The following is a 17,796-nucleotide window of genomic DNA, read 5'->3' on the forward strand; positions in this document are numbered from 1 at the left end:
AGTTGTGTATAAGAGACAGCCCTCCCGCAGCAGCTGAAGCCCCCGCACCGGCGCCGAAACGGAGCAAGAAGCTCCTCATCCTGCTGATCGCCGGCGTCGTCGTTGTGGCATTGCTCGCGGCTGCGGTGGTGGGCCTGCTGCTGATGAAGAAGAGCCAGTCGGCCGACGCCGATGCGGAAGAAGCACCGGCCGTCGCGACCGTGGATCTGAACAAGCCGCCGACCTTCGTACCGATGGATCCCTTCGTCGTGAACCTCGCGCCGGCGGAAGGCGAGCGCTACCTCCAGGTCGTCATGGCCCTTCGGGTCGCCGATGCGAAGACGGGCGAAAACCTGAAGGCCTTCATGCCGGAGATCCGCCACCAGATCAACCTGTTGCTGTCGAGCAAACTGCCGTCCGAACTGTCTACGATGGAAGGACGCGAGGCGCTCGCGGAAGAGATCGTCCGCCGCACCAACGGTGTCCTCGGCACGCCACCCGCCAAGACGGGTGACGGAAAGAGCGCGGCCCCCGCGGGACCGATCCAGGCCGTGCTGTTCAACTCGTTCATCATCCAGTAAGAGGACGTCATGTCTTCCGATTTTCTCTCCCAGGATGAAGTCGACGCACTGTTGAAGGGCGTCGCCGGGGAGCCCGAGGAACAGGAAGAGGAACTCGGGGACCAGGCGGGTGTTCGCCCGTACAACCTGGCCACCCAGGAACGCATCGTCCGTGGGCGCATGCCCACGATGGAGCTCATCAACGAGCGCTTTGCCCGCTACCTGCGTATCGGGCTGTTCAACTACATGCACCGCAACGCCGAGGTGTCGGTCGGACCGGTGAAAGTGCAGAAGTACGGCGAATTCGTCCGCAACCTGGTGGTGCCGACGAACCTGAACCTCATCCTGGCCAAGCCCCTGCGCGGCACCGGGCTGATCGTCTTCGACCCGAACCTCGTGTTCATCGTCGTCGACAACATGTTCGGCGGCGACGGCCGCTTCCATTCGCGGGTCGAGGGTCGCGACTTCACCCCCACCGAGCAGCGCATCATCCAGGGCATGCTCAACGTCGTATTCACCGAATACACGCGGGCCTGGGCGCCGGTGTTCAAGATCGAGATGGAGTACGTCCGCTCGGAGATGAACTCGCAATTCGCGAACATCGCCACACCGTCGGAAATCGTCATCTCGGCAAGCTTCTCGCTGGAATTCGGCGGTTCGCAGGCGGACATGCACATCTGCTTCCCGTACTCGATGGTCGAGCCGATCCGCGACCTGCTCTATTCGACGATGCAGAGCGACCACCTGAGCCAGGACAACCGCTGGATCAGCCTGCTCTCGCGACAATTGCAGAGCGCCGATGTCGAACTGGTGTGCAACCTGGGCAGCGCGGAAGTCACTCTGCGCGATATCGTCAATATGCGCGTCGGTGACGTCATCCCGATCGACGTGCCCAAGACACTCGAGGCCGAAGTCGACGGCAGCCCCGTTCTCGAAGTGACCTACGGCAGGCAGGGCACGAATTACGCGATCAGGGTGGAACGCTTCCTCGCCAACGACGACGACTCCACAACATTCGGAGGCCGAAATGGCTGACAACGACAACGATCTCGACAACCAGGTCACCGAAGACGATTGGGCAGCAGCGATGATGGAGCAGGCTGCGTCCGAAACCAGTCCGGACGCGGAGGCGCGTCGCGTTGCCGCGGACCTCGCGGCGGCCGCGGAATCGCCCTACCAGGCGAAACCCGCCAGCCACCTCTTCCCCGACTTCGGCGCGTCCGCCCCCCGCACGGGCGGGCTCAACGACTTCGACATGATCCTGGACATCCCCGTCCAGCTCACCGTCGAACTCGGTCGCACCAAGATCTCGATCCGCAACCTGCTGCAGCTGGCACACGGCTCGGTGGTGGAGCTCGACGGCCTTGCGGGCGAACCGATGGACGTGCTCGTAAACGGCACGCTGATCGCCCAGGGTGAAGTCGTGGTCGTCAACGACAAGTTCGGCATCCGCCTGACCGACATCATCACCCCCGCCGAGCGCATGCGGAAGATCCGCGGCTGAATTCTCAGGCGTAATCAAGCACATCCGCTCGCCCTGAGTCCGTCGCAGGGCACTGCTGGGGCTTCGACGGGCTCGGCCCGAACGCGACTTGCTTGCGGGGTTCGCAGGGCGAAAGACCCCGCTACAAAGCGCCGAATTGCCCCTCTTTTGCCCGTCTTATTGCACCCTCTGCAAGACATGCGCACGGGTATGCTTCTCCCATCCCAAGAAGCGCAGATCCGCCGTGAAGCAATTTCCGAAACTCCCCAAGTCAGTCCGTCTCATGCCACTCGCGCTGAGCGCCGCCGCCTTGCCGCTGTTCGCCGCCGACACGGCGACTCCGGCCGCCCCAGGCATCACCGACGGCCTGGGCCAAATGCTGCTGGGCCTCGCGGTGGTTCTCGGCCTCCTGCTCGGCTGCTTGTGGCTGATCAAGAAGCTCTCGGCCCCGCACGGGGCCGCCGCCGGCTTGCGCGTGCTGGGCGCCGTGCCGGTCGGCCCGCGCGAGCGCGTCGTGCTCGTCGAAGTCGGCGGTTAGGTGCTGGTGCTGGGGGTCACGCCGACCAATGTCCGCACGCTGCATACCCTGCCCGCCGACACGCTGCAGAACACAGCGCCCGATGCGCCTGCGACGTCAAACCCTTTCGGCGAATTCCAGGGCTGGCTGAAACGTTCGATGGAGCGTCGCAACGATGCGAAATGACGCCCGCTCCGGACTGATCCGCCTGCTCGCTCCGTTTGCGCTGCTGCTCGTGCCGGTCGCGGCCGGCGCACAGGGCCTGCCCGCCATCACCGGGACGCCGGCACCGGGCGGAGGCACGACCTACAGCCTCAGCGTGCAGACGCTGCTGCTGCTCACCTCCCTGAGCTTCCTGCCCTCGGTGGTGCTGATGATGACGAGCTTCACGCGCATCATCATCGTCTTTGCGCTGCTGCGCACCGCGATAGGCACGCAGACTTCCCCGCCGAATCAGGTGCTGCTCGGCCTGGCGCTGTTCCTGACCTTCTTCATCATGTCACCGATCGCCGACAAGGTGTACAACGACGCCTGGCTCCCGATGTCGCGCAACGAGATCCAGTTCGACCAGGCCCTCGAGCGCGCCACGGTGCCCGTAAAAGCCTTCATGCTCAAGCAGGTGCGCGAGCCGGATATCGCGCTGTTCGCGAAGCTGTCGAAGACGCCCCCGGTCGAGAAGGCGGAGGACCTGCCGATGCGCGTGGTGGTGCCGGCCTTCGTCACATCCGAGCTGAAAACCGCCTTCCAGATCGGTTTCCTCGTCTTCATCCCCTTCCTCATCATCGACATGGTGGTCGCCTCGGTGCTGATGTCGATGGGCATGATGATGATGTCGCCGGTGATCGTTTCACTGCCGTTCAAGATCATGCTGTTCGTGCTCGTCGATGGCTGGACCCTGCTCGTCGGCTCGCTCGTCGGCAGCTTCGCGGTGTAAGAGAGGAGATTCCGCCATGACCCCGGGTACCGTTGTCGATATCGGCCGCCAGGCGGTCGAGATGACCCTGATGCTGGCCGCGCCGATGTTCCTCGCCGCGCTGATCACCGGCCTGATCGTCAGCGTCTTCCAGGCCGCCACGCAGATCAACGAGATGACGCTGACCTTCGTGCCCAAGCTGATCGCCGTGTTCGTCACGATGGTCGTCGCCGGCCACTGGATGATCGCCCTGATCACCGACTTCACGCGGCGCCTGTTCGAGTCGATACCGACGATGATCGGGTAGCACGGGCAATGCTGAGCGTCACATCCGCCCAGCTCGACGCCTGGCTCGCGGCGCTGATGTTCCCGCTCGCGCGCCTGCTCGGGCTGGTGAGCGCGGCCCCGCTGTTCGGCAACCGCATGGTGCCCGTGCGCATCCGCCTGGCGGTCGGCATGGCGATGGCGATGGCGGTGCTGCCCGCCCTGCCGGCCATGCCCGAGGTGCCTGCAGACTCGATGCTGGCGCTGGCGATCCTCGCCCAGCAGGCCTTCATCGGCATCGCGATGGGCTTCATGATGCGGCTGATGTTCGCCGCGGTGGACGTCGCCGGCGAGATGATCGGCCTGCAGATGGGCCTGTCCTTCGCGGTGTTCTTCAGTCCGCAGACCGGCGGCCAGACCTCGGTGATCGCCGAGTTCCTCGGCCTGCTCACCCTGCTCGTGTTCGTTGCGATGAACGGCCACCTGATGCTCGTGAACGTCGTCGTCGCGAGCTTCGAATGGCTGCCGGTCGGCAAGCTGCCCAGGGGCGAAGGCTGGATGCTGATCGCGTCATACGCCGCCGTGATGTTCGCCTCGGGCCTGCTGCTGGCCCTGCCGATGGTCGCGGCGCTGCTCATCACCAACACGGCACTCGGCGTGCTCACACGCGCCGCGCCACAGCTCAACCTCTTCGCGGTGGGCTTTCCGGTGACGCTTTCGGTGGGTTTCGTGGTGCTGCTGCTGAGCCTGGGCAGCTTCGCGCCGGTGCTGCAACGCATCTTCGAATCCGGCTTCGACGGAATAGACAGGCTGCTGCGGGCTTTTGTCGGATAACCCGACCTGGATATTCCGTGCGGGCAGAGCCTGTCGAAGCCCTGCAGGTGCCCTTCGACAGGCTCAGGACGTACGGGGTCTTTGATTGCCGCCGTGACTGGCTGGCTTCAGATACCAGGGAAGGTCCGCGAGCGGCGGTAGCGCACTTCACCGCTCGCGACGCGGTGCGCGAATGGGCGGGTCGAATCGATGCCTTCCTCGAAGCGCATCACGTCGTACCCGGCAAATCCCTTCGATTCGGCGATTTCCCGCGCATTGCGGACGAAGACCTGATGCGCTTCGCCCTCCCCGCCCGTGGCCAGCCTCTTCATGCGCAGGTCGAAGCGCACGCGCTCCTCGTCGAGCCGGGTTACCGAAATGTCCCAGGTCGGCGCCAAGGGGTCGTAGATTGCATAGGCGATCAAGGCGCCGCCGATGAACTCGGGCTCGAACAGGTCAAGTTCCGACGCCGTGAGCGCAGCTCCCACCCCCGCGGCCACCTTCGTGCCGTGATCCTGCAGCAACGCGCAGCCCGTGAACACGGGCAAGATCAGGCACAGCGCGACGCGGACGGGCATGCAGAACAAGTTCAGTACCTCAGCTGAGCAGATTGAAGAGCGACAAGCCCGTGACGCGCACGTAGGACTGCTGTGCCGCCTCGAGGATGGTCTGCTGCTGAGTGAAACGCGAGATGGCCTCGTTGTAGTCGAGATCCTGCAAGCGCGACAGCGTCTCGGCGTACTGCTGGTCCTGCACCGCCGCCAGTTCGCCCAGCGCGTCGAGTTCCACCATGCGCGAACCTACCGAGGCCCGAATCGTGCTGACATTCTCCAGCGCCACATCCATGTCGCCGATCGCCTGCGACACCGCCGCGCCGATGTTGCGCGTCGGATCGGCCGGATCCTTGCGCAGCTCGGTGATGAACTGCGAGATCGCACCGAACACCTGCGACTCGCCGGTTGCGGGATCGGCCATGAACACCTTGCTGCCGGGCTCGGCAACCGCCATCACGCGAGTCGAACCGACCTGCATCGCGCGCGCGCCGTCGTCGCCCTCGTAGATCACGGGACCCGGACCAGCCGAGGGAACCGACGCGCCGCCGGAAAAGGCCGGTTGCGCCGTCTGGTACCCGGCAAACTGGAAGTCCCCGGTCGCATCCTTGCCGTTGGCGATGCCCAGGAGGGCGCCGAACTGCGCCTCGAGGTCGGTCGCGATGGCCTGGTGCTCGCTCGCGCTGAAGCCCCCGTTGCCCGCCTCTACTGCGCGCGTACGGATGTAGGTCAGGATTTCGGTGATGCTGCCAAGGTTGCTCTCGAGCGATGCGAGCGCATCCTTGGCATAGCCCTGGTTGGTCTGGAACTGCGTGTTGACGTTCTGCGATTGCGTCACCTCGAGCGCACGCGAGGCGCCGATCGGGTCGTCCGAAGGGCTCAGGATGCGCCGCCCGGAGGCAAGCTGCTGCTGGGTGTGCAGGAGATCCGCGCTCTGCCGCATCATCGAGTTGCGGCCCGCGTCGAAGATCATGCCGGTCGAGATTCTCATGATTTCACCCCGCTCAACGCGAAATCGACAGGATTTCGTCGAACAGCGTCCCGGCGACGGACATGACCCGCGCCGCGGCTTGGTAGGACTGCTGGAAGCGGATCAGGTTCGCCGCCTCCTCGTCGAGATTCACCCCGGAAAGGGCTTGCTGCGCATCGATCGCCTGCTGCAGCTGCGATTCCTGGCTGCGCTCGCCGATCTGCACCTCGCGGGTCTTGTTGCCGACGAAGCTGACCAGTTGCGAGTAGGCCGACTGGAAGGTCGCAGTGTCGCCGTTCATGACCTTTTCCGTCTGCAGCGCGGCGAGCCGCAGCGCATTCTCGTTGTTGCTCCCGCCCGCTCCGACGGTGGCCGTCGGTGCGCCCGAAGCGGCAACCTTGCGCGGATCGGTAAGCACGACGGCAAAGGCCCCGGCCGCCTCGCGCCGCCCGAGGTCGGTGGCGGCGAAGCTGCTCAGATCCTTGAAGAAGGCGATGCCGGTCGTCGTCCCGTCGAGGTCGTATCCCGCGGCATGGATCGCGTTGAACTCCGATGAGACCGCGATCGCGAGATCGCCAAGCTGCTCGCGCGCCGCGTTCAGGGTCTCGTTGCGGAATCGCAGATATCCGCCGAGCTGGCCGCCGGTGAGCACCGAGTCGGGCATCAGCACCGAACCGCCGCCGGGCGTCGCGAGGCGGATCTCGCCGCGGAAGGGATCGGACGGCACCGACGAATCCGCCGCGACGACGAGCTGCGAGACCGCGGTGCCGACCACCAGCGGCTGGCCGCTGCCGATGAACACGCTGAGCGAGCCGTCCGACTCGGTCGTGGTGCTCACCTTCACCAGCCTATTGAGTTCCGCGACGAGGTTGTCACGCTGGTCCAGCAGGTCGTTCGCCGGGATCGAGGGACCACCCACCTGGGTAAGCGCGATGCGCTCGTTGATGTCCGAGATCTGGCGCGCATACGCGTTGATCGAATCGACCGCGCTGACGATCTGCCCCTCGTTGATGTCGCGGATCTCGTTGAGACGCGTATCGAGTCCGTTGAAGCGCGCCGCGAGCGATTCGGCGCTCGAGATCAGCGCCTGGCGCGCAGGCACGCTCGACGGGTTCGTCGCCACGTCCTGCACGCCGGCAAAAAAGTCCGCCAGCGCGGGCGAGAGGCCGGAACTCGTGTCGGCGAGCAGGTTGTCGATCTGCGAAATCTGCGTGTTGTAGGCGGAAAATTCCTCCTTGCGTGCCGAGGCGTTGAGCACCTGCTGGCTGAGGAACTGGTCGTACTGGCGCCGCACGCCATCGACTTCCACGCCCTGGCCGAAGAAGCCGGCCCCGGAGAAGAACGGATCCGCCGTAGTCAGGATCGTCGTCTGGCGGTTGAAGCCGGGCGTGTTCGCATTCGTGATGTTATGGCTGGTCGTCAACAGGTTCGCTTGCGAACTGTTGATACCCGTCAGACCGATGCTCAGTAGTCCAGCCATGATGTTTCCCTCGTTACCGCTGCTCTTACGGCAATACTAAGCAAGACCTTTGCCAGCGACGGACTCAGCCCGCCAGCGCGGTGCGCAGCGTGGCTCCGCCGATGATGCGCGTGAGCTTGTCGGCATACATGGGATCAGTCGCGTACCCCGCCTGCTGCAGGCTGCGCGCGAAGCCCGCGGCGTCGGTCTGCCCCAGCACCTCCGCATAGCGCGGATTGCCGCGCAGCAGGTTCGCGTAGTCGCGAAAGGCTTCGGCATACGAGCCGTAGGCGCGGAAACGCGCGTTTTCCGTATAGGGACGGCCGTTCGCGTACTCGGTGACCGACACCTCGACCACGGCGCCCTTCCAGTTCGGCCCCGCCTTGATGTTGAAGAGGTTGTGGCTCGGCGAACCGTCAGCGCGGCGCAGCTCGCCACGCCCCCAGCCGGTCTCCAGCGCCGCCTGCCCGACCATGAAATGCGCGGGGATGCCCGTGCTGCGGCTGGCTTCGCCGGCATGCGCCCACACGCGATTGACGAAATCGCGTGCGCCTTCGGGAACTGCACGCGACGACGACGCCTCCGCCGCTTCACCTGCGTCGCCCGCCCCCCGAAACCCGCCAGCCTCGCTGCGCGGTTTGCCGATCGCCGTACCGAGCCGGGCGGCAAACTCCGCCAGATCGTCGGCATCGACGGCGGCGTTTGCCGGCGGCAACTCACCACCGGCAACGATTGCCGCCCGTCGCGGAATGCGCGACACATCGAGGCTGCCTTCCCCCCCGATGGCTTGCGCCGGGGTTTCACCGCCGAGCTGCCGCAAGATCGCGTCGGCGAGGCCGACACCACGTCCCTGCGCCATGTTCATCGCCATCTGCTGGTCCTGCAGCGCCTGGAAGAGCCGCGTCTGGTCGCTGTCGAACATGCCCGTCGACGGCACCGCATCGCGCATCGACTTCAGCACCATCTGCATGAACAGCGCCTCGAACTGCTTGGCTGCCGCGCGCAGGCCCTCGGGCGAATTGCCGTCACGCGCGAGCCGCTTCATGTCCGCGAGCGCCCGCGGATCCATCGCGTTGATCTGGGTGGCCGCAACCATGTCAGATCACCTCCAGCTCCGCGCGCAGCGAGCCCGCGGCCTTCATCGCCTGCAGGATGCTCACGAGATCCATCGGCGTGGCGCCGAGCGCGTTCAGGGCCTTCACGACCTCCGCGAGGTTCGCGCCGCTGCGCACGTGGTGCAGCGTGCCCTGCCCCTGCTTGATATCGACCGACCCGCTCTGCGTCGTCACCGTGCGACCGCCGGAAAACGGCGCCGGCTGGCTCACTGCGGTATCGACCCCCACCGTGACGGTCAGGTTGCCGTGCGCGACCGCGACGTTCTGCAGCGTCACCGCCTGGTTCATCACGACCGAGCCGGTGCGCGAATTCACGATCACCTTGGCCGCCTGCAACACCGGCGTGACCTCGAGGTTCTCGAGCTTGCCGAGGAAGGCCACGCGGTCGGAGGGATCGAGCGGCGCGCGCACCTGGATGCTGCGCCCGTCGAGCGCCTGCGCGGTACCGCCGGAAGTCGCCTGGTTGATCGCATCCACGACGCGGCGCGCGGTGCCGAAGTCGGTGTCCTTGAGCTCGAAGGTCACGAACTCGCCCTGCGCAAGCGAAGTCGGCACGGCCCGCTCGACCGTCGCGCCGCCGGGAATCCGCCCGGCCGAAAGGTGGTTGATCGTCTGCGACGCGCCTCCGCCCGCAGCTCCTGCGCCGCCCACGAGCAGGTTGCCCTGCGCGACGCTATACACTTGGCCGTCGGCGCCCTTCAGCGGCGTCATCACCAGCGTGCCGCCGCGCAGGCTCTTCGCATTGCCGATCGAGGACACCGTGACGTCGATCTGCTGCCCGGGGCGCGCAAACGGCGGCAGGCTCGCCGTGACCATCACCGCGGCGACGTTCTTGAGCTGCAGGTTCGTGCCGGGCGGCAGCGTCACGCCCATATTGCCGAGCATGTTGATGATGCTCTGCACCGTGAAGGGCGTCTGCGTGGTCTGGTCGCCACTGCCGTCGAGGCCGATCACGAGACCGTAGCCGACGAGCTGGTTCTCCCGCACCCCGGCGATGGTCGCCAGATCCTTCAGCCGTTCGGCAGCGAAGGCCGTTCCCGCCACCAGTATCGCCAGCGCGCACGCGAGCGCGCGAATTCCCCTGCCATTGCCCAACATCATCGACTCCCGCGACGCATCGAAGCGCTCAGAACGGCGACACCGCAACAAAGAAGCGCTGCAGCCAGCCCATCGTGTTCGATTCGTCGATGTAACCGCTGCCCTTGTATTCGATCCGCGCATCCGCAACCTGCGTCGACTGCACCGTGTTCGCGGCCGTCACCGTGTTCGGGTTGATCACCCCGGAAAAGCGGATGAACTCGTTGCCCTGATTGATCGCCATCTGCTTCTCGCCGGACACAAGCAGATTCCCGTTCGGATACACCTCGATCACCGTCACGGTGATCGTGCCGTTGAACACGTTGTTCGCCGCCGACGCGCCCGCCCCCTCGAAATCCGATTCGACGCCGGCCTGCAGATTCATGCCCGCCAGGCCCGACAGCGGCACCTTCGACGCCGCCGTGATGCCGCCGGTGACGTCCGAGGCACGCGATGCGCTGCTGTTGGCGCGCTTCTGCGCCGTGTTGCGTTCGACCAGATTGATCGTCAGCGTGTCGCCGACAAGGCGCGCGCGGCGGTCCTCGAACAGCGGCCGCAGCTGTGCCGCCTGGTAGATCGACCCATTCGCGAGCGCCATCTGCGTGCGTGCCTCGGGCCGCACGCTCATCGGCTGATGCACCACCGTCGGTGGCGTCGAGTAGATCGACGCACAGCCCGACAGCAGCAGCACGGCCATCGCGACCACCATCGCCCCCAGCGCATGACGCTTCATGATCCGCTCCTTACAGCTGCGTCAGCCGTCCCAGCATCTGGTCCGACGTCTGCACGGCGCGCGAGTTGAGCTCGTAGGCGCGCTGCGTCGTGATCATGTTCACCAGTTCCTCGGCGACGTTCACGTTCGACGTCTCCACGTACTGCTGGTTGAGCACGCCCGCACCGTTGGTCCCGGGCGCATTCGGCGTCGCCACCCCGCTCGAGGCCGTCTCGCGGAACAGGTTCTCGCCCGCGCTCGACAGGCCGCCCGGATTCACGAAGGTCGCGATCTGGATGTTGCCCACCACCGTCGGCGCAGTCTGGCCGGCCTGCAGCACGCTCACGGTGCCGTCCTTGCCGATCGTGATCGTCTGGGCGTCGTTCGGGATGATGATCGCCGGTTCGAGCGGATAGCCGCTCGCAGTCACGATCTGTCCCTGCGAATCGAGCTGGAACGCCCCATCGCGCGTATAGGCCGGCGTGCCGTCGGGCAGCGTCACCTGGAAGTAGCCGTTGCCCTGCACCGCCATGTCGAGCGGGTTGCCCGTCTGCTGCAGACTGCCCTGCGTGTGGATGCGTTCGGTCGCCACCGTGCGCACGCCGGTGCCGATCTGCAAGCCGCTGCCGATCTGGTTCTGCTGCGTGTTCTGCGCGCCCGGCTGGCGGATCGTCTGGTATAGCAGATCCTCGAACACCGCACGCGCCCGCTTGAAACCGTTGGTCGAAACGTTCGCGAGGTTGTTCGAGATAACGTCCAGCTGGGTCTGCTGCGCCTCGAGGCCGGTCCGTGCAATCCACAATGAGCGAATCATGATCCTGACTCCCTTTCCTACGCAGGCAGACGGTCTACCTGCAGTCTCGGGGTCAGTTTACGGCGGGGCGGATCGACTCGATCCCCGGAACACGCGCCGAAAAGCCCCGCTAATTCCCCTGCTCGCCCGCCGCCCGTCAGCGGGCCGCGAGCACCTGTGCGCCGGCCCGATCATTCGCCTCGGCCGTCTGCAGCATCTTGGTCTGCATCTCGAACTGGCGGGCCAGCGAGATCATCTGCACCATCTGGTCGACCACGCTCACGTTGCTGCCTTCGAGGTAACCGCCGGCCACGCGCACGTCCTCGTCCTGGGGCGCGACGGCACCGTCCTGCAGGCGGAACAGCCCGTCGTCGCCACGCACCAGCGACGCCTCGGGCGGATTGACGAGCTTGAGCCTGCCGATCACGTTGATGACGTTCTCGGCCCCGCCGGCCTGCAGCGCGGAGATCGTGCCGTCCTTGCCGACCAGGAACTCGTTGTCGGGCGGAATCGTCACCGGACCGCCATCGCCCAGCACCGGCAGGCCGCTGCGCGTCTGCACCACGCCGTTCGCGCTCAGCTGCAGGCTGCCGTCGCGCGTGTAAGCCTCGCGTCCGTCCGGCAACTGCACCGCGAGCCAGCCCTTGCCCTCGACAGCCACATCGAGTGGCCGCCCGGTGTGCTGCATGGGTCCGGGCTCGAAGTTCGACGCCACGCTCGCGTCCACGACGAAGGCCCGCGTCGCGAGCCCTTCGCCCTGCACCGGCACCGCCCGCAGCTTGTGCAGCTCCGCGCGAAAGCCCGTCGAGGTGGCATTCGCCAGGTTGTGCGACACGGCGGCCTGCTGGCCCATCGTGTGCTTCGCCCCGGTCATCGCCGTGTAGATCAGCCGATCCATGATCCTCCCTCCCTATCCCGCAAAGCCGGTTATGCCGGTCAGCGCAGGTTCACCAGCGTCTGCAGGATCTGGTCCTGGGCGCGCACGGACTGCGCATTGGCCTGATACGCGCGCTGCTGCACGATCAGCTGCACCAGCTCGGCCGTCAGGTCGACGTTCGCCTCCTCGATGGCCCCAGCGTTGAGCAAGCCTAAGTTGGCGCTGCCCGGCACGCCGACGATCGGCTGGCCCGAATCGGGCGACTCGGCCCACAAGTTGCCGCCGAGCGACAACAGTCCGTTGGGGCTCTGGAAGTTCGCCAGCACCACCTGGCCGAGATCGCGGCTCTGGCCGTTGCTGTAGCGGCCGAGGATCACGCCGTCGTCGCCGATGGTGATGCCGGTCAGGCGACCGGACGCGAAGCCGTCCTGGCGCAGCGTATTGACGCCGAAGGCGCTACCGAACTGGGACGAATCCGCCAGATCGAAGCTGATCGTCTGCGTTGCCGAAGCACCGGTGCCGGCAAACTCAGGGAAGGTGAGGTCGAACTGGCCACCCGCGGTCATCGTGCCAGCCGTGTCGAACTGCAGCGGCGAGCCCGGAGCCGGAATCGCGATCGCGTCGCCCGTGCCATCCACCTGGTAGAACCCGTCCCACGTGCCCGCAGCGGTCTTCTGGAAGAAGAAAGTCAGCGTGTGCGCGTTGCCCAGCGTGTCGTAGGCCGTTGCCGAAGTCGAGAAGTTGTATCCCCCCGCGGCCGTGTTCGTGCGGTCGAGCGGTGTCGGGTTGGTTACGTCAAAGGACGGCGAGATCGGCTCGCGCGAGTCGAAGTTCATCGCCAGCGTCATCTGCGAAGACGGATTCGGCTGCACGTCGGAGAAATCGAGCTGCAGGCGCTGCGGCTCGCCCCCGGTCAGGATCACGCCATTCGTCGCCGCGTAACCGGTGAGCTGGAAGCCCTGGGAATTGACGATGAACCCGTCCTTGTTCACATCGAACTGCCCGTTGCGCGTATAGGCAATCGACCCGTCCGGCGCGGACATGCGGAAGAAGCCGTTGCCGTTGATCGCGACATCGAGCGGATTGTTCGTCGTCGTGATGTTCCCTTGCGAGAACAGCTGCGTCACCGCCCCGATCGCCGAACCGATACCCACCTGCACGCCGGCCGCCGCGCCGTTCAGCGCCGCCGCGAACACGTCGGAGAACTCCGCGCGCCCCGCCTTGAAGCCGACCGTGTTCGCGTTCGCGACGTTGTTGCTGATGACATCGAGGGCCTTCGAGGACGAGTTAAGTCCGCTCAAACCTTGCTGGAAAGCCATGGCCGTCTCCCTGGAAACTCGGTCTCAAACAATTCTTCAAACAATCTGGCGGACATCGGACATCTTGAAAATGCCCATGTCCCCAACCTGCAGGTCGGTACCCTTGGTGCCCCGCACCACGCTCGTCACCGCACCGAACTCGAGGACCTCGGCCGCGATGGGCTTGCCGCCGGTCACCGCCTCGATGCTCACGGTGTACTTGCCGTTGGCTGCGCGGCTGCCGTCCTTGGTCGTGCCGTCCCACTGGAAATTGTGCGTCCCTGCATCGAAGGAACCGAGGTCCACCGCCGCCACCTCCAGGCCCTGCGTATCCTTGATCCGCATCGTCACCGCATCGGCCGGCACGTCAAGCGCAAAGCCGCCGATCGACCCCGCGTCGCCCAGCTTCAGGCCGGATCCGGGCACGAGCACGCCACGCCCCACCAGCGAAGCCGCCTGCATCGACTCGGAAGACTGCTGACCTTCGAGGAGCTGGGTCAGCATCGTATTGAGCCGCTCGATGCCATCGACCGTGCTGATCTGCGCGAGCTGCGAAGTCACCTGGGCGTTGTCGAGCGGATTCATCGGATCCTGGTTCCTCAACTGTGCCGTCAGCAGCGTCAGGAATCGCCCCTGGCTATCCACCTCGTCCTTCGACGAAGCGCTGTCCTTGCGCCCGAGCAAGGCCAATGCCGACTCGGCTGCAGCGGACACGTTGTTATTCACCGTTGCCATGATCGCTCCCCAAACCTTACTGGCCGATCTGCAGCGTGCGCTGCAGCAGCGTACGCGCCGTGTTCATCACTTCCGCGTTGTTCTGGTAGGCGCGCGAGGCCGAGATCATGTTGGTCATCTCCTCGACCACATTCACGTTCGACATCTCGACATAGCCCTCAGCGTTCGCCGCCGGATTGCTCGGGTCATAGGTCAGGCGCCCGGGCTCCGCGCTCTCGACCACGTTCGAAACCGTGACGCCGACGCTGTTCGGCCCCGACACCGGCGCAGCGGTGAATACCACCTGCTTCGCACGATAGGGCTGACCATCCGGCCCCGCGACGCTGTCCGCGTTCGCCAGGTTCGACGCCGTGGCGTTCAGCCGCGCCGACTGCGCATGCAGCGCCGACCCGGCGATCGCGAATACATTGAACATGCTCATGGACGCCTACCCTCCCCTTACTGGCCGGTGATCGCCGTCTGCATGCTGCGCAGCAGGCCGTTGATGAAGGTCACGCTCGCCTCGTAGTGCACCGAGTTCTCGGCAAAGGCCGCACGCTCCACGTCCATGTTCACCGTGTTGCCGTCCACGCTGGACTGGAACTCGCGGCGATACCCGACGTAGGCGCCGAACGGCATCTGCTCCGCCACATCGAGGTGGCGCGAAGACGTGCTCGCCAGCGCGAGCGGCCCCATGCGCTCACCCAGCGCCCCCTTCAGCGCGGAGCGGAAGTCGATGTCGCGCGCCTTGTAATTCGGCGTATCCGCGTTCGCGATATTCGACGCCAGCATCTGCTGCCGCTGCGCCTGCAGGTTCAGGGCCGACTGGTGAAACTGCAGCGCGCTGTCGAGTTGGGTCTTCATGGCATCACCTCAAGTTCTGTCGCCGACGGCCGTTAAGCTCTTCATCGGCTGGCACCGGGTTCATTGCACCTTCCATGCCAGCGATCTTAGTCCCGCACCGGCAAGCCCCTAGCCGCGATAAGACCGGCAAATACCGGCCAATTCCGCCGCTTTCCGCGGCGCAGCGGCAGCACCCGGCAAGCACAGGCGGAAAACTTTGCCGGTTGCCGTTCGGCCGGCCGCATGGTGGAATGCGCCCCATGCCTTCGAACCACCTCTTATGCATTTCCTTCCGCAACGCGCTCATGGCCCTATTGGCCCTGGGCCCCGCGCTCGCGGCCAGCATCGCCGCTGCACAGCAGCCCCTGCCGCCGGTTCGCCAAGCCGTAATGGCGTTTCTCGTTGAGCAGACTTCGGGCCTGCCGGGCAAGGTCGGCATCACCGTGGACGGGGTCGACCCTCGCAACCAGCTGCCAGCGTGCGCCGAACTCATTCCCTTCCTCCCGCCGGGCACACGCGCCTGGGGTCGGATCAACGTCGGCGTCCGTTGCGAGTCTCCCGTCGGCTGGACGATCTACGTACCCGCACAGATCTCCGTTGTCGGCGACTATCTGGTTGCCGCACGTCCGATCCGTGCCGGCCAGGTGATCGCACCGGCAGATCTGGAACGACGCAGCGGAGACCTCGCCGGCGAGGCACCCAACACGCTGACCGACATGACCCAGGCGGTCGGACACAACGCCCGTTTCACCATCGCCGCAGGCAATACGCTGCGAACAGACATGCTCCGCCTGCCCCAGGCGGTGCGGCAGGGCCAGAACGTCAAGGTCATTGGAACCGGTAGCGGCTTCACCGTAACCAATGAAGGACGGGCCCTCAATGCCGCAGCCATCGGGGACCCCGTCCGCGTGCGACTGGGAAGCGGCCAGGTCGTCTCGGGCAAAGCGCGCGCCGACGGCACCGTCGAGCTCGACTTCTGATCTGACGGCCACTCGAAATATTTGCCTAAAGTTTTCGCCCGGGCGGTCGTAAACACGAACAGAGACCGCTTAATGGGAGTAGCGCCATGAAAATCGAAGGAACGCTCAAACCGCCGGGTTCCGCCCCCGTTGCAGAGGCCCGCGAAAAACGTCCGGCCAGCACGACGGCCGCCGGCGCATCGGATGGAAAGGTCGAACTGTCCTCCCTCTCGTCCAGCCTCAACAAGGCCGAAGCCGCAATGGCCTCGACCCCCGAGATCGACCGCAGCCGTGTCGAAGAAATCCGCCAGGCGATCAGCGAAGGGCGGTTCAAGATCGACGCCAACCGCATCGCGGACGGACTCATCGACAGCGTGCGCCAGATGCTCGACGCGCAGAAGTAGTGACCGTGAGCCTGCAGCCCGAACTTCAGCGGCTCGTCCAGCTGATCGACAGCGAGGCAGTGCTGCTACGCAGCTTCCTCGCGCTGCTCGAACGCGAGGAAGCCCTGCTTCTCGCCGGCGACGCCGACGGTCTGCTCGTACTGACAAGCGAAAAGACCGAGCGCTTCCATCAGCTGCAGCGCATCCACAACGACCGCGCCCTGCTGCTTGGCAAGTTGCGCCGCCCGAACACCGATGCGGCAATCCGCGAGGTGTGCCAGCCCCTGCCCGACACGATCAGGCGCTGGGATGAAATTCACGCGCTCGCACGCGATGCGCAGGCCCGCAACGAACTGAACGGCAAGCTGATCTCCGAGCGCCTGCAGCACAACCAGGCCGCCATGTCGATTCTGCTCGACGCCGCCCGGAAACCGCAGCTCTACGACTCCGCCGGCATCGCCCGACCCAGCGGCGGCGGCCGGCACCTGGGCAGCGCCTGAAGAAACAGAGCCCGCCGGGGATAACCCAGGCGAGCCCTCGCTACCGACGACGACCGCCCCCGCGGCCTACGGCAACACGCAGTCGAAACTGCTGCCGACTCCGCCACTAGCCCAGCGCGGCACCGCGGCAGTCAGTTCAAAGTCCGCCCAGATCCTCGATTGCATCCACGACCATGCTCGTGCCGATTGCGATCATCAGGATATCTCCCGCGACGCGGACAAACTTGTGGCCTGCGGGTGGTACCCCAAGTTCGACGACGAGCGAAGGAGGAAGGTCGTAGTACACGACATCCCGCGGCAACGTGCGCCCCACCGACCATTTCTTTGCCTGGCCCGGCGGCATGCAGCCATTACCCTTCTTGGCAAGCCCCGGAGGACATTTTCCCGACGCTCCTTCGCGCGAGAAATACTCGCGGATCACCGTCCGCTCCCGCGTCTCGAACCGCGTCACCACATGGCGCCCGCCATCGTCGCGCGAACGTACCACGCGATCCCGCTCATCACGGTCGGCGGGTCCCCTCGCGTCTCGATCGCCCTTCTGCTGCCCGCCCCCCTTGCCGCCCTGTCCCTTATCGCCGCGCTCCTGATGCCCCCCCTTGCCACCACCACCCGCGTGATCAGGCTTCTCCGCATACGCGAAACCACATCCCAATAGGCCGGCAAGCAGCACGGCCATCACCTGCGCCTTGCGCAAACGGACTCGTTGCATCCTCTATCTCCTTGAAATTGGGCAAGCCCATGGCGCCACGAAATCTCCGGCACCCGCTCAGGGAAACGCACGGGGGCGTGCCGGTAGTTGACAGCAACATACATCAAATTCTATTGATGGCGAAATCGGGCGACGTAGACGCAAAAAACCCGCTGACGGTTGGTCAGCGGGTTTTCGGAGTAGTTAGTCTGACGATGACCTACTTTCGCACTCACGAAGAGCACTATCATCGGCGCGGTCCTGTTTCACTGTCCTGTTCGGGATGGGAAGGAGTGGTTCCGGGACGCTATGGTCGTCAGACTGTAAG

22 protein-coding genes, 1 rRNA gene and 1 pseudogene are annotated in these 17,796 nt (G+C 65.5%); 10 read left to right on the forward strand and 14 right to left on the reverse strand.

What is annotated here, in order from left to right; genetic code table 11:
• Window positions 1–2 precede the first annotated feature (2 nt).
• From GO615_RS24920 to fliR, 7 genes and pseudogenes are all read left to right on the forward strand, one after another.
• Window positions 3–560 (forward strand): flagellar basal body-associated FliL family protein, encoded by a 558-nt coding sequence (locus tag GO615_RS24920; RefSeq protein WP_211167349.1) that lies wholly within the window; start codon window positions 3–5, stop codon window positions 558–560.
• Window positions 561–569: 9 nt separating this feature from the next.
• Window positions 570–1,574 (forward strand): flagellar motor switch protein FliM, encoded by a 1,005-nt coding sequence (gene fliM / locus GO615_RS24925; protein ID WP_169132564.1) that lies wholly within the window; start codon window positions 570–572, stop codon window positions 1,572–1,574.
• A complete protein-coding gene (fliN, locus tag GO615_RS24930) occupies window positions 1,567–2,043 on the forward strand; it encodes a flagellar motor switch protein FliN (RefSeq protein ID WP_169132565.1) in 477 nt (158 codons plus the stop codon). The genes fliM and fliN overlap by 8 nt, the downstream gene beginning before the upstream one ends.
• A 355-nt stretch (window positions 2,044–2,398) precedes the next feature.
• Window positions 2,399–2,725, forward strand: a pseudogene (gene fliO, locus GO615_RS28715) (flagellar biosynthetic protein FliO).
• Window positions 2,715–3,473 carry a flagellar type III secretion system pore protein FliP gene (fliP, locus tag GO615_RS24945; RefSeq protein WP_169132567.1) on the forward strand — a complete coding sequence of 253 codons (759 nt, stop codon included), beginning with the start codon at window positions 2,715–2,717 and terminating at the stop codon, window positions 3,471–3,473. The pseudogene fliO and the gene fliP overlap by 11 nt, the downstream one beginning before the upstream one ends.
• Window positions 3,474–3,489: 16 nt before the next feature.
• Window positions 3,490–3,759 (forward strand): flagellar biosynthesis protein FliQ, encoded by a 270-nt coding sequence (gene fliQ / locus GO615_RS24950; protein ID WP_050414840.1) that lies wholly within the window; start codon window positions 3,490–3,492, stop codon window positions 3,757–3,759.
• An 8-nt stretch (window positions 3,760–3,767) separates the two neighbouring features.
• A complete protein-coding gene (gene fliR / locus GO615_RS24955) occupies window positions 3,768–4,550 on the forward strand; it encodes a flagellar biosynthetic protein FliR (RefSeq protein ID WP_169132568.1) in 783 nt (260 codons plus the stop codon).
• A 107-nt stretch (window positions 4,551–4,657) separates the two neighbouring features.
• Here fliR and GO615_RS24960 read toward each other — a convergent pair whose 3' ends face one another.
• The 12 genes from GO615_RS24960 to flgB all read right to left on the reverse strand — a co-directional run bounded on the left by GO615_RS24960 (window position 4,658) and on the right by flgB (window position 14,959).
• The gene (locus GO615_RS24960; RefSeq protein WP_169132569.1) at window positions 4,658–5,107 is read right to left on the reverse strand and encodes a hypothetical protein; all 450 of its coding nucleotides are present in this window, start codon (window positions 5,105–5,107) and stop codon (window positions 4,658–4,660) included.
• A 19-nt stretch (window positions 5,108–5,126) separates the two neighbouring features.
• Window positions 5,127–6,071: a flagellar hook-associated protein FlgL gene (gene flgL / locus GO615_RS24965; protein ID WP_169132570.1), complete on the reverse strand. Its 945-nt coding sequence runs from the start codon at window positions 6,069–6,071 to the stop codon at window positions 5,127–5,129.
• A 13-nt stretch (window positions 6,072–6,084) separates the two neighbouring features.
• On the reverse strand, window positions 6,085–7,530 hold the full coding sequence (gene flgK / locus GO615_RS24970) for a flagellar hook-associated protein FlgK (protein WP_169132571.1): 1,446 nt from the start codon (window positions 7,528–7,530) through the stop codon (window positions 6,085–6,087).
• 64 nt (window positions 7,531–7,594) lie between these two features.
• Entirely contained in the window at window positions 7,595–8,605 is a 1,011-nt protein-coding gene (gene flgJ, locus GO615_RS24975) for a flagellar assembly peptidoglycan hydrolase FlgJ (protein ID WP_169132572.1), read from the reverse strand.
• Between the two features lies 1 nt (window position 8,606).
• Window positions 8,607–9,722 (reverse strand): flagellar basal body P-ring protein FlgI, encoded by a 1,116-nt coding sequence (locus GO615_RS24980; protein WP_422614282.1) that lies wholly within the window; start codon window positions 9,720–9,722, stop codon window positions 8,607–8,609.
• A 28-nt stretch (window positions 9,723–9,750) separates the two neighbouring features.
• Window positions 9,751–10,434 carry a flagellar basal body L-ring protein FlgH gene (locus GO615_RS24985; RefSeq protein ID WP_169132573.1) on the reverse strand — a complete coding sequence of 228 codons (684 nt, stop codon included), beginning with the start codon at window positions 10,432–10,434 and terminating at the stop codon, window positions 9,751–9,753.
• A 10-nt stretch (window positions 10,435–10,444) separates the two neighbouring features.
• Window positions 10,445–11,227, reverse strand: coding sequence for a flagellar basal-body rod protein FlgG (gene flgG / locus GO615_RS24990; protein WP_050414834.1), 783 nt, complete (start codon window positions 11,225–11,227; stop codon window positions 10,445–10,447).
• Window positions 11,228–11,363: 136 nt separating this feature from the next.
• Window positions 11,364–12,104 carry a flagellar basal-body rod protein FlgF gene (gene flgF, locus GO615_RS24995; protein ID WP_169132574.1) on the reverse strand — a complete coding sequence of 247 codons (741 nt, stop codon included), beginning with the start codon at window positions 12,102–12,104 and terminating at the stop codon, window positions 11,364–11,366.
• A 38-nt stretch (window positions 12,105–12,142) separates the two neighbouring features.
• Entirely contained in the window at window positions 12,143–13,402 is a 1,260-nt protein-coding gene (gene flgE, locus GO615_RS25000) for a flagellar hook protein FlgE (RefSeq protein WP_169132575.1), read from the reverse strand.
• A gap of 36 nt (window positions 13,403–13,438) precedes the next feature.
• Window positions 13,439–14,116 (reverse strand): flagellar hook assembly protein FlgD, encoded by a 678-nt coding sequence (locus GO615_RS25005; protein WP_169132576.1) that lies wholly within the window; start codon window positions 14,114–14,116, stop codon window positions 13,439–13,441.
• Window positions 14,117–14,132: 16 nt separating this feature from the next.
• Window positions 14,133–14,537 carry a flagellar basal body rod protein FlgC gene (gene flgC / locus GO615_RS25010; protein ID WP_169132577.1) on the reverse strand — a complete coding sequence of 135 codons (405 nt, stop codon included), beginning with the start codon at window positions 14,535–14,537 and terminating at the stop codon, window positions 14,133–14,135.
• A 17-nt stretch (window positions 14,538–14,554) separates the two neighbouring features.
• On the reverse strand, window positions 14,555–14,959 hold the full coding sequence (gene flgB / locus GO615_RS25015) for a flagellar basal body rod protein FlgB (protein ID WP_169132578.1): 405 nt from the start codon (window positions 14,957–14,959) through the stop codon (window positions 14,555–14,557).
• Window positions 14,960–15,198: 239 nt separating this feature from the next.
• Here flgB and flgA point away from each other — a divergent pair, with 239 nt between their 5' ends.
• From flgA to GO615_RS25030, 3 genes are all read left to right on the forward strand, one after another.
• Complete coding sequence (gene flgA / locus GO615_RS25020) at window positions 15,199–15,918, forward strand: flagellar basal body P-ring formation chaperone FlgA (protein ID WP_169132579.1); 720 nt, start codon at window positions 15,199–15,201, stop codon at window positions 15,916–15,918.
• A gap of 86 nt (window positions 15,919–16,004) precedes the next feature.
• Window positions 16,005–16,301 (forward strand): flagellar biosynthesis anti-sigma factor FlgM, encoded by a 297-nt coding sequence (gene flgM / locus GO615_RS25025; RefSeq protein ID WP_169132580.1) that lies wholly within the window; start codon window positions 16,005–16,007, stop codon window positions 16,299–16,301.
• A 5-nt stretch (window positions 16,302–16,306) separates the two neighbouring features.
• Window positions 16,307–16,780 (forward strand): flagella synthesis protein FlgN, encoded by a 474-nt coding sequence (locus GO615_RS25030; protein WP_339380135.1) that lies wholly within the window; start codon window positions 16,307–16,309, stop codon window positions 16,778–16,780.
• 136 nt (window positions 16,781–16,916) lie between these two features.
• Here GO615_RS25030 and GO615_RS25035 read toward each other — a convergent pair whose 3' ends face one another.
• Together GO615_RS25035 and rrf are read right to left on the reverse strand one after the other, a co-directional pair.
• Window positions 16,917–17,474: a hypothetical protein gene (locus GO615_RS25035; protein ID WP_246262449.1), complete on the reverse strand. Its 558-nt coding sequence runs from the start codon at window positions 17,472–17,474 to the stop codon at window positions 16,917–16,919.
• A 201-nt stretch (window positions 17,475–17,675) separates the two neighbouring features.
• Window positions 17,676–17,789 (reverse strand): 5S ribosomal RNA (gene rrf / locus GO615_RS25040).
• Window positions 17,790–17,796: the final 7 nt, after the last annotated feature.

This window comes from Aromatoleum evansii (genome assembly GCF_012910805.1).
GTDB lineage: Bacteria > Pseudomonadota > Gammaproteobacteria > Burkholderiales > Rhodocyclaceae > Aromatoleum > Aromatoleum evansii.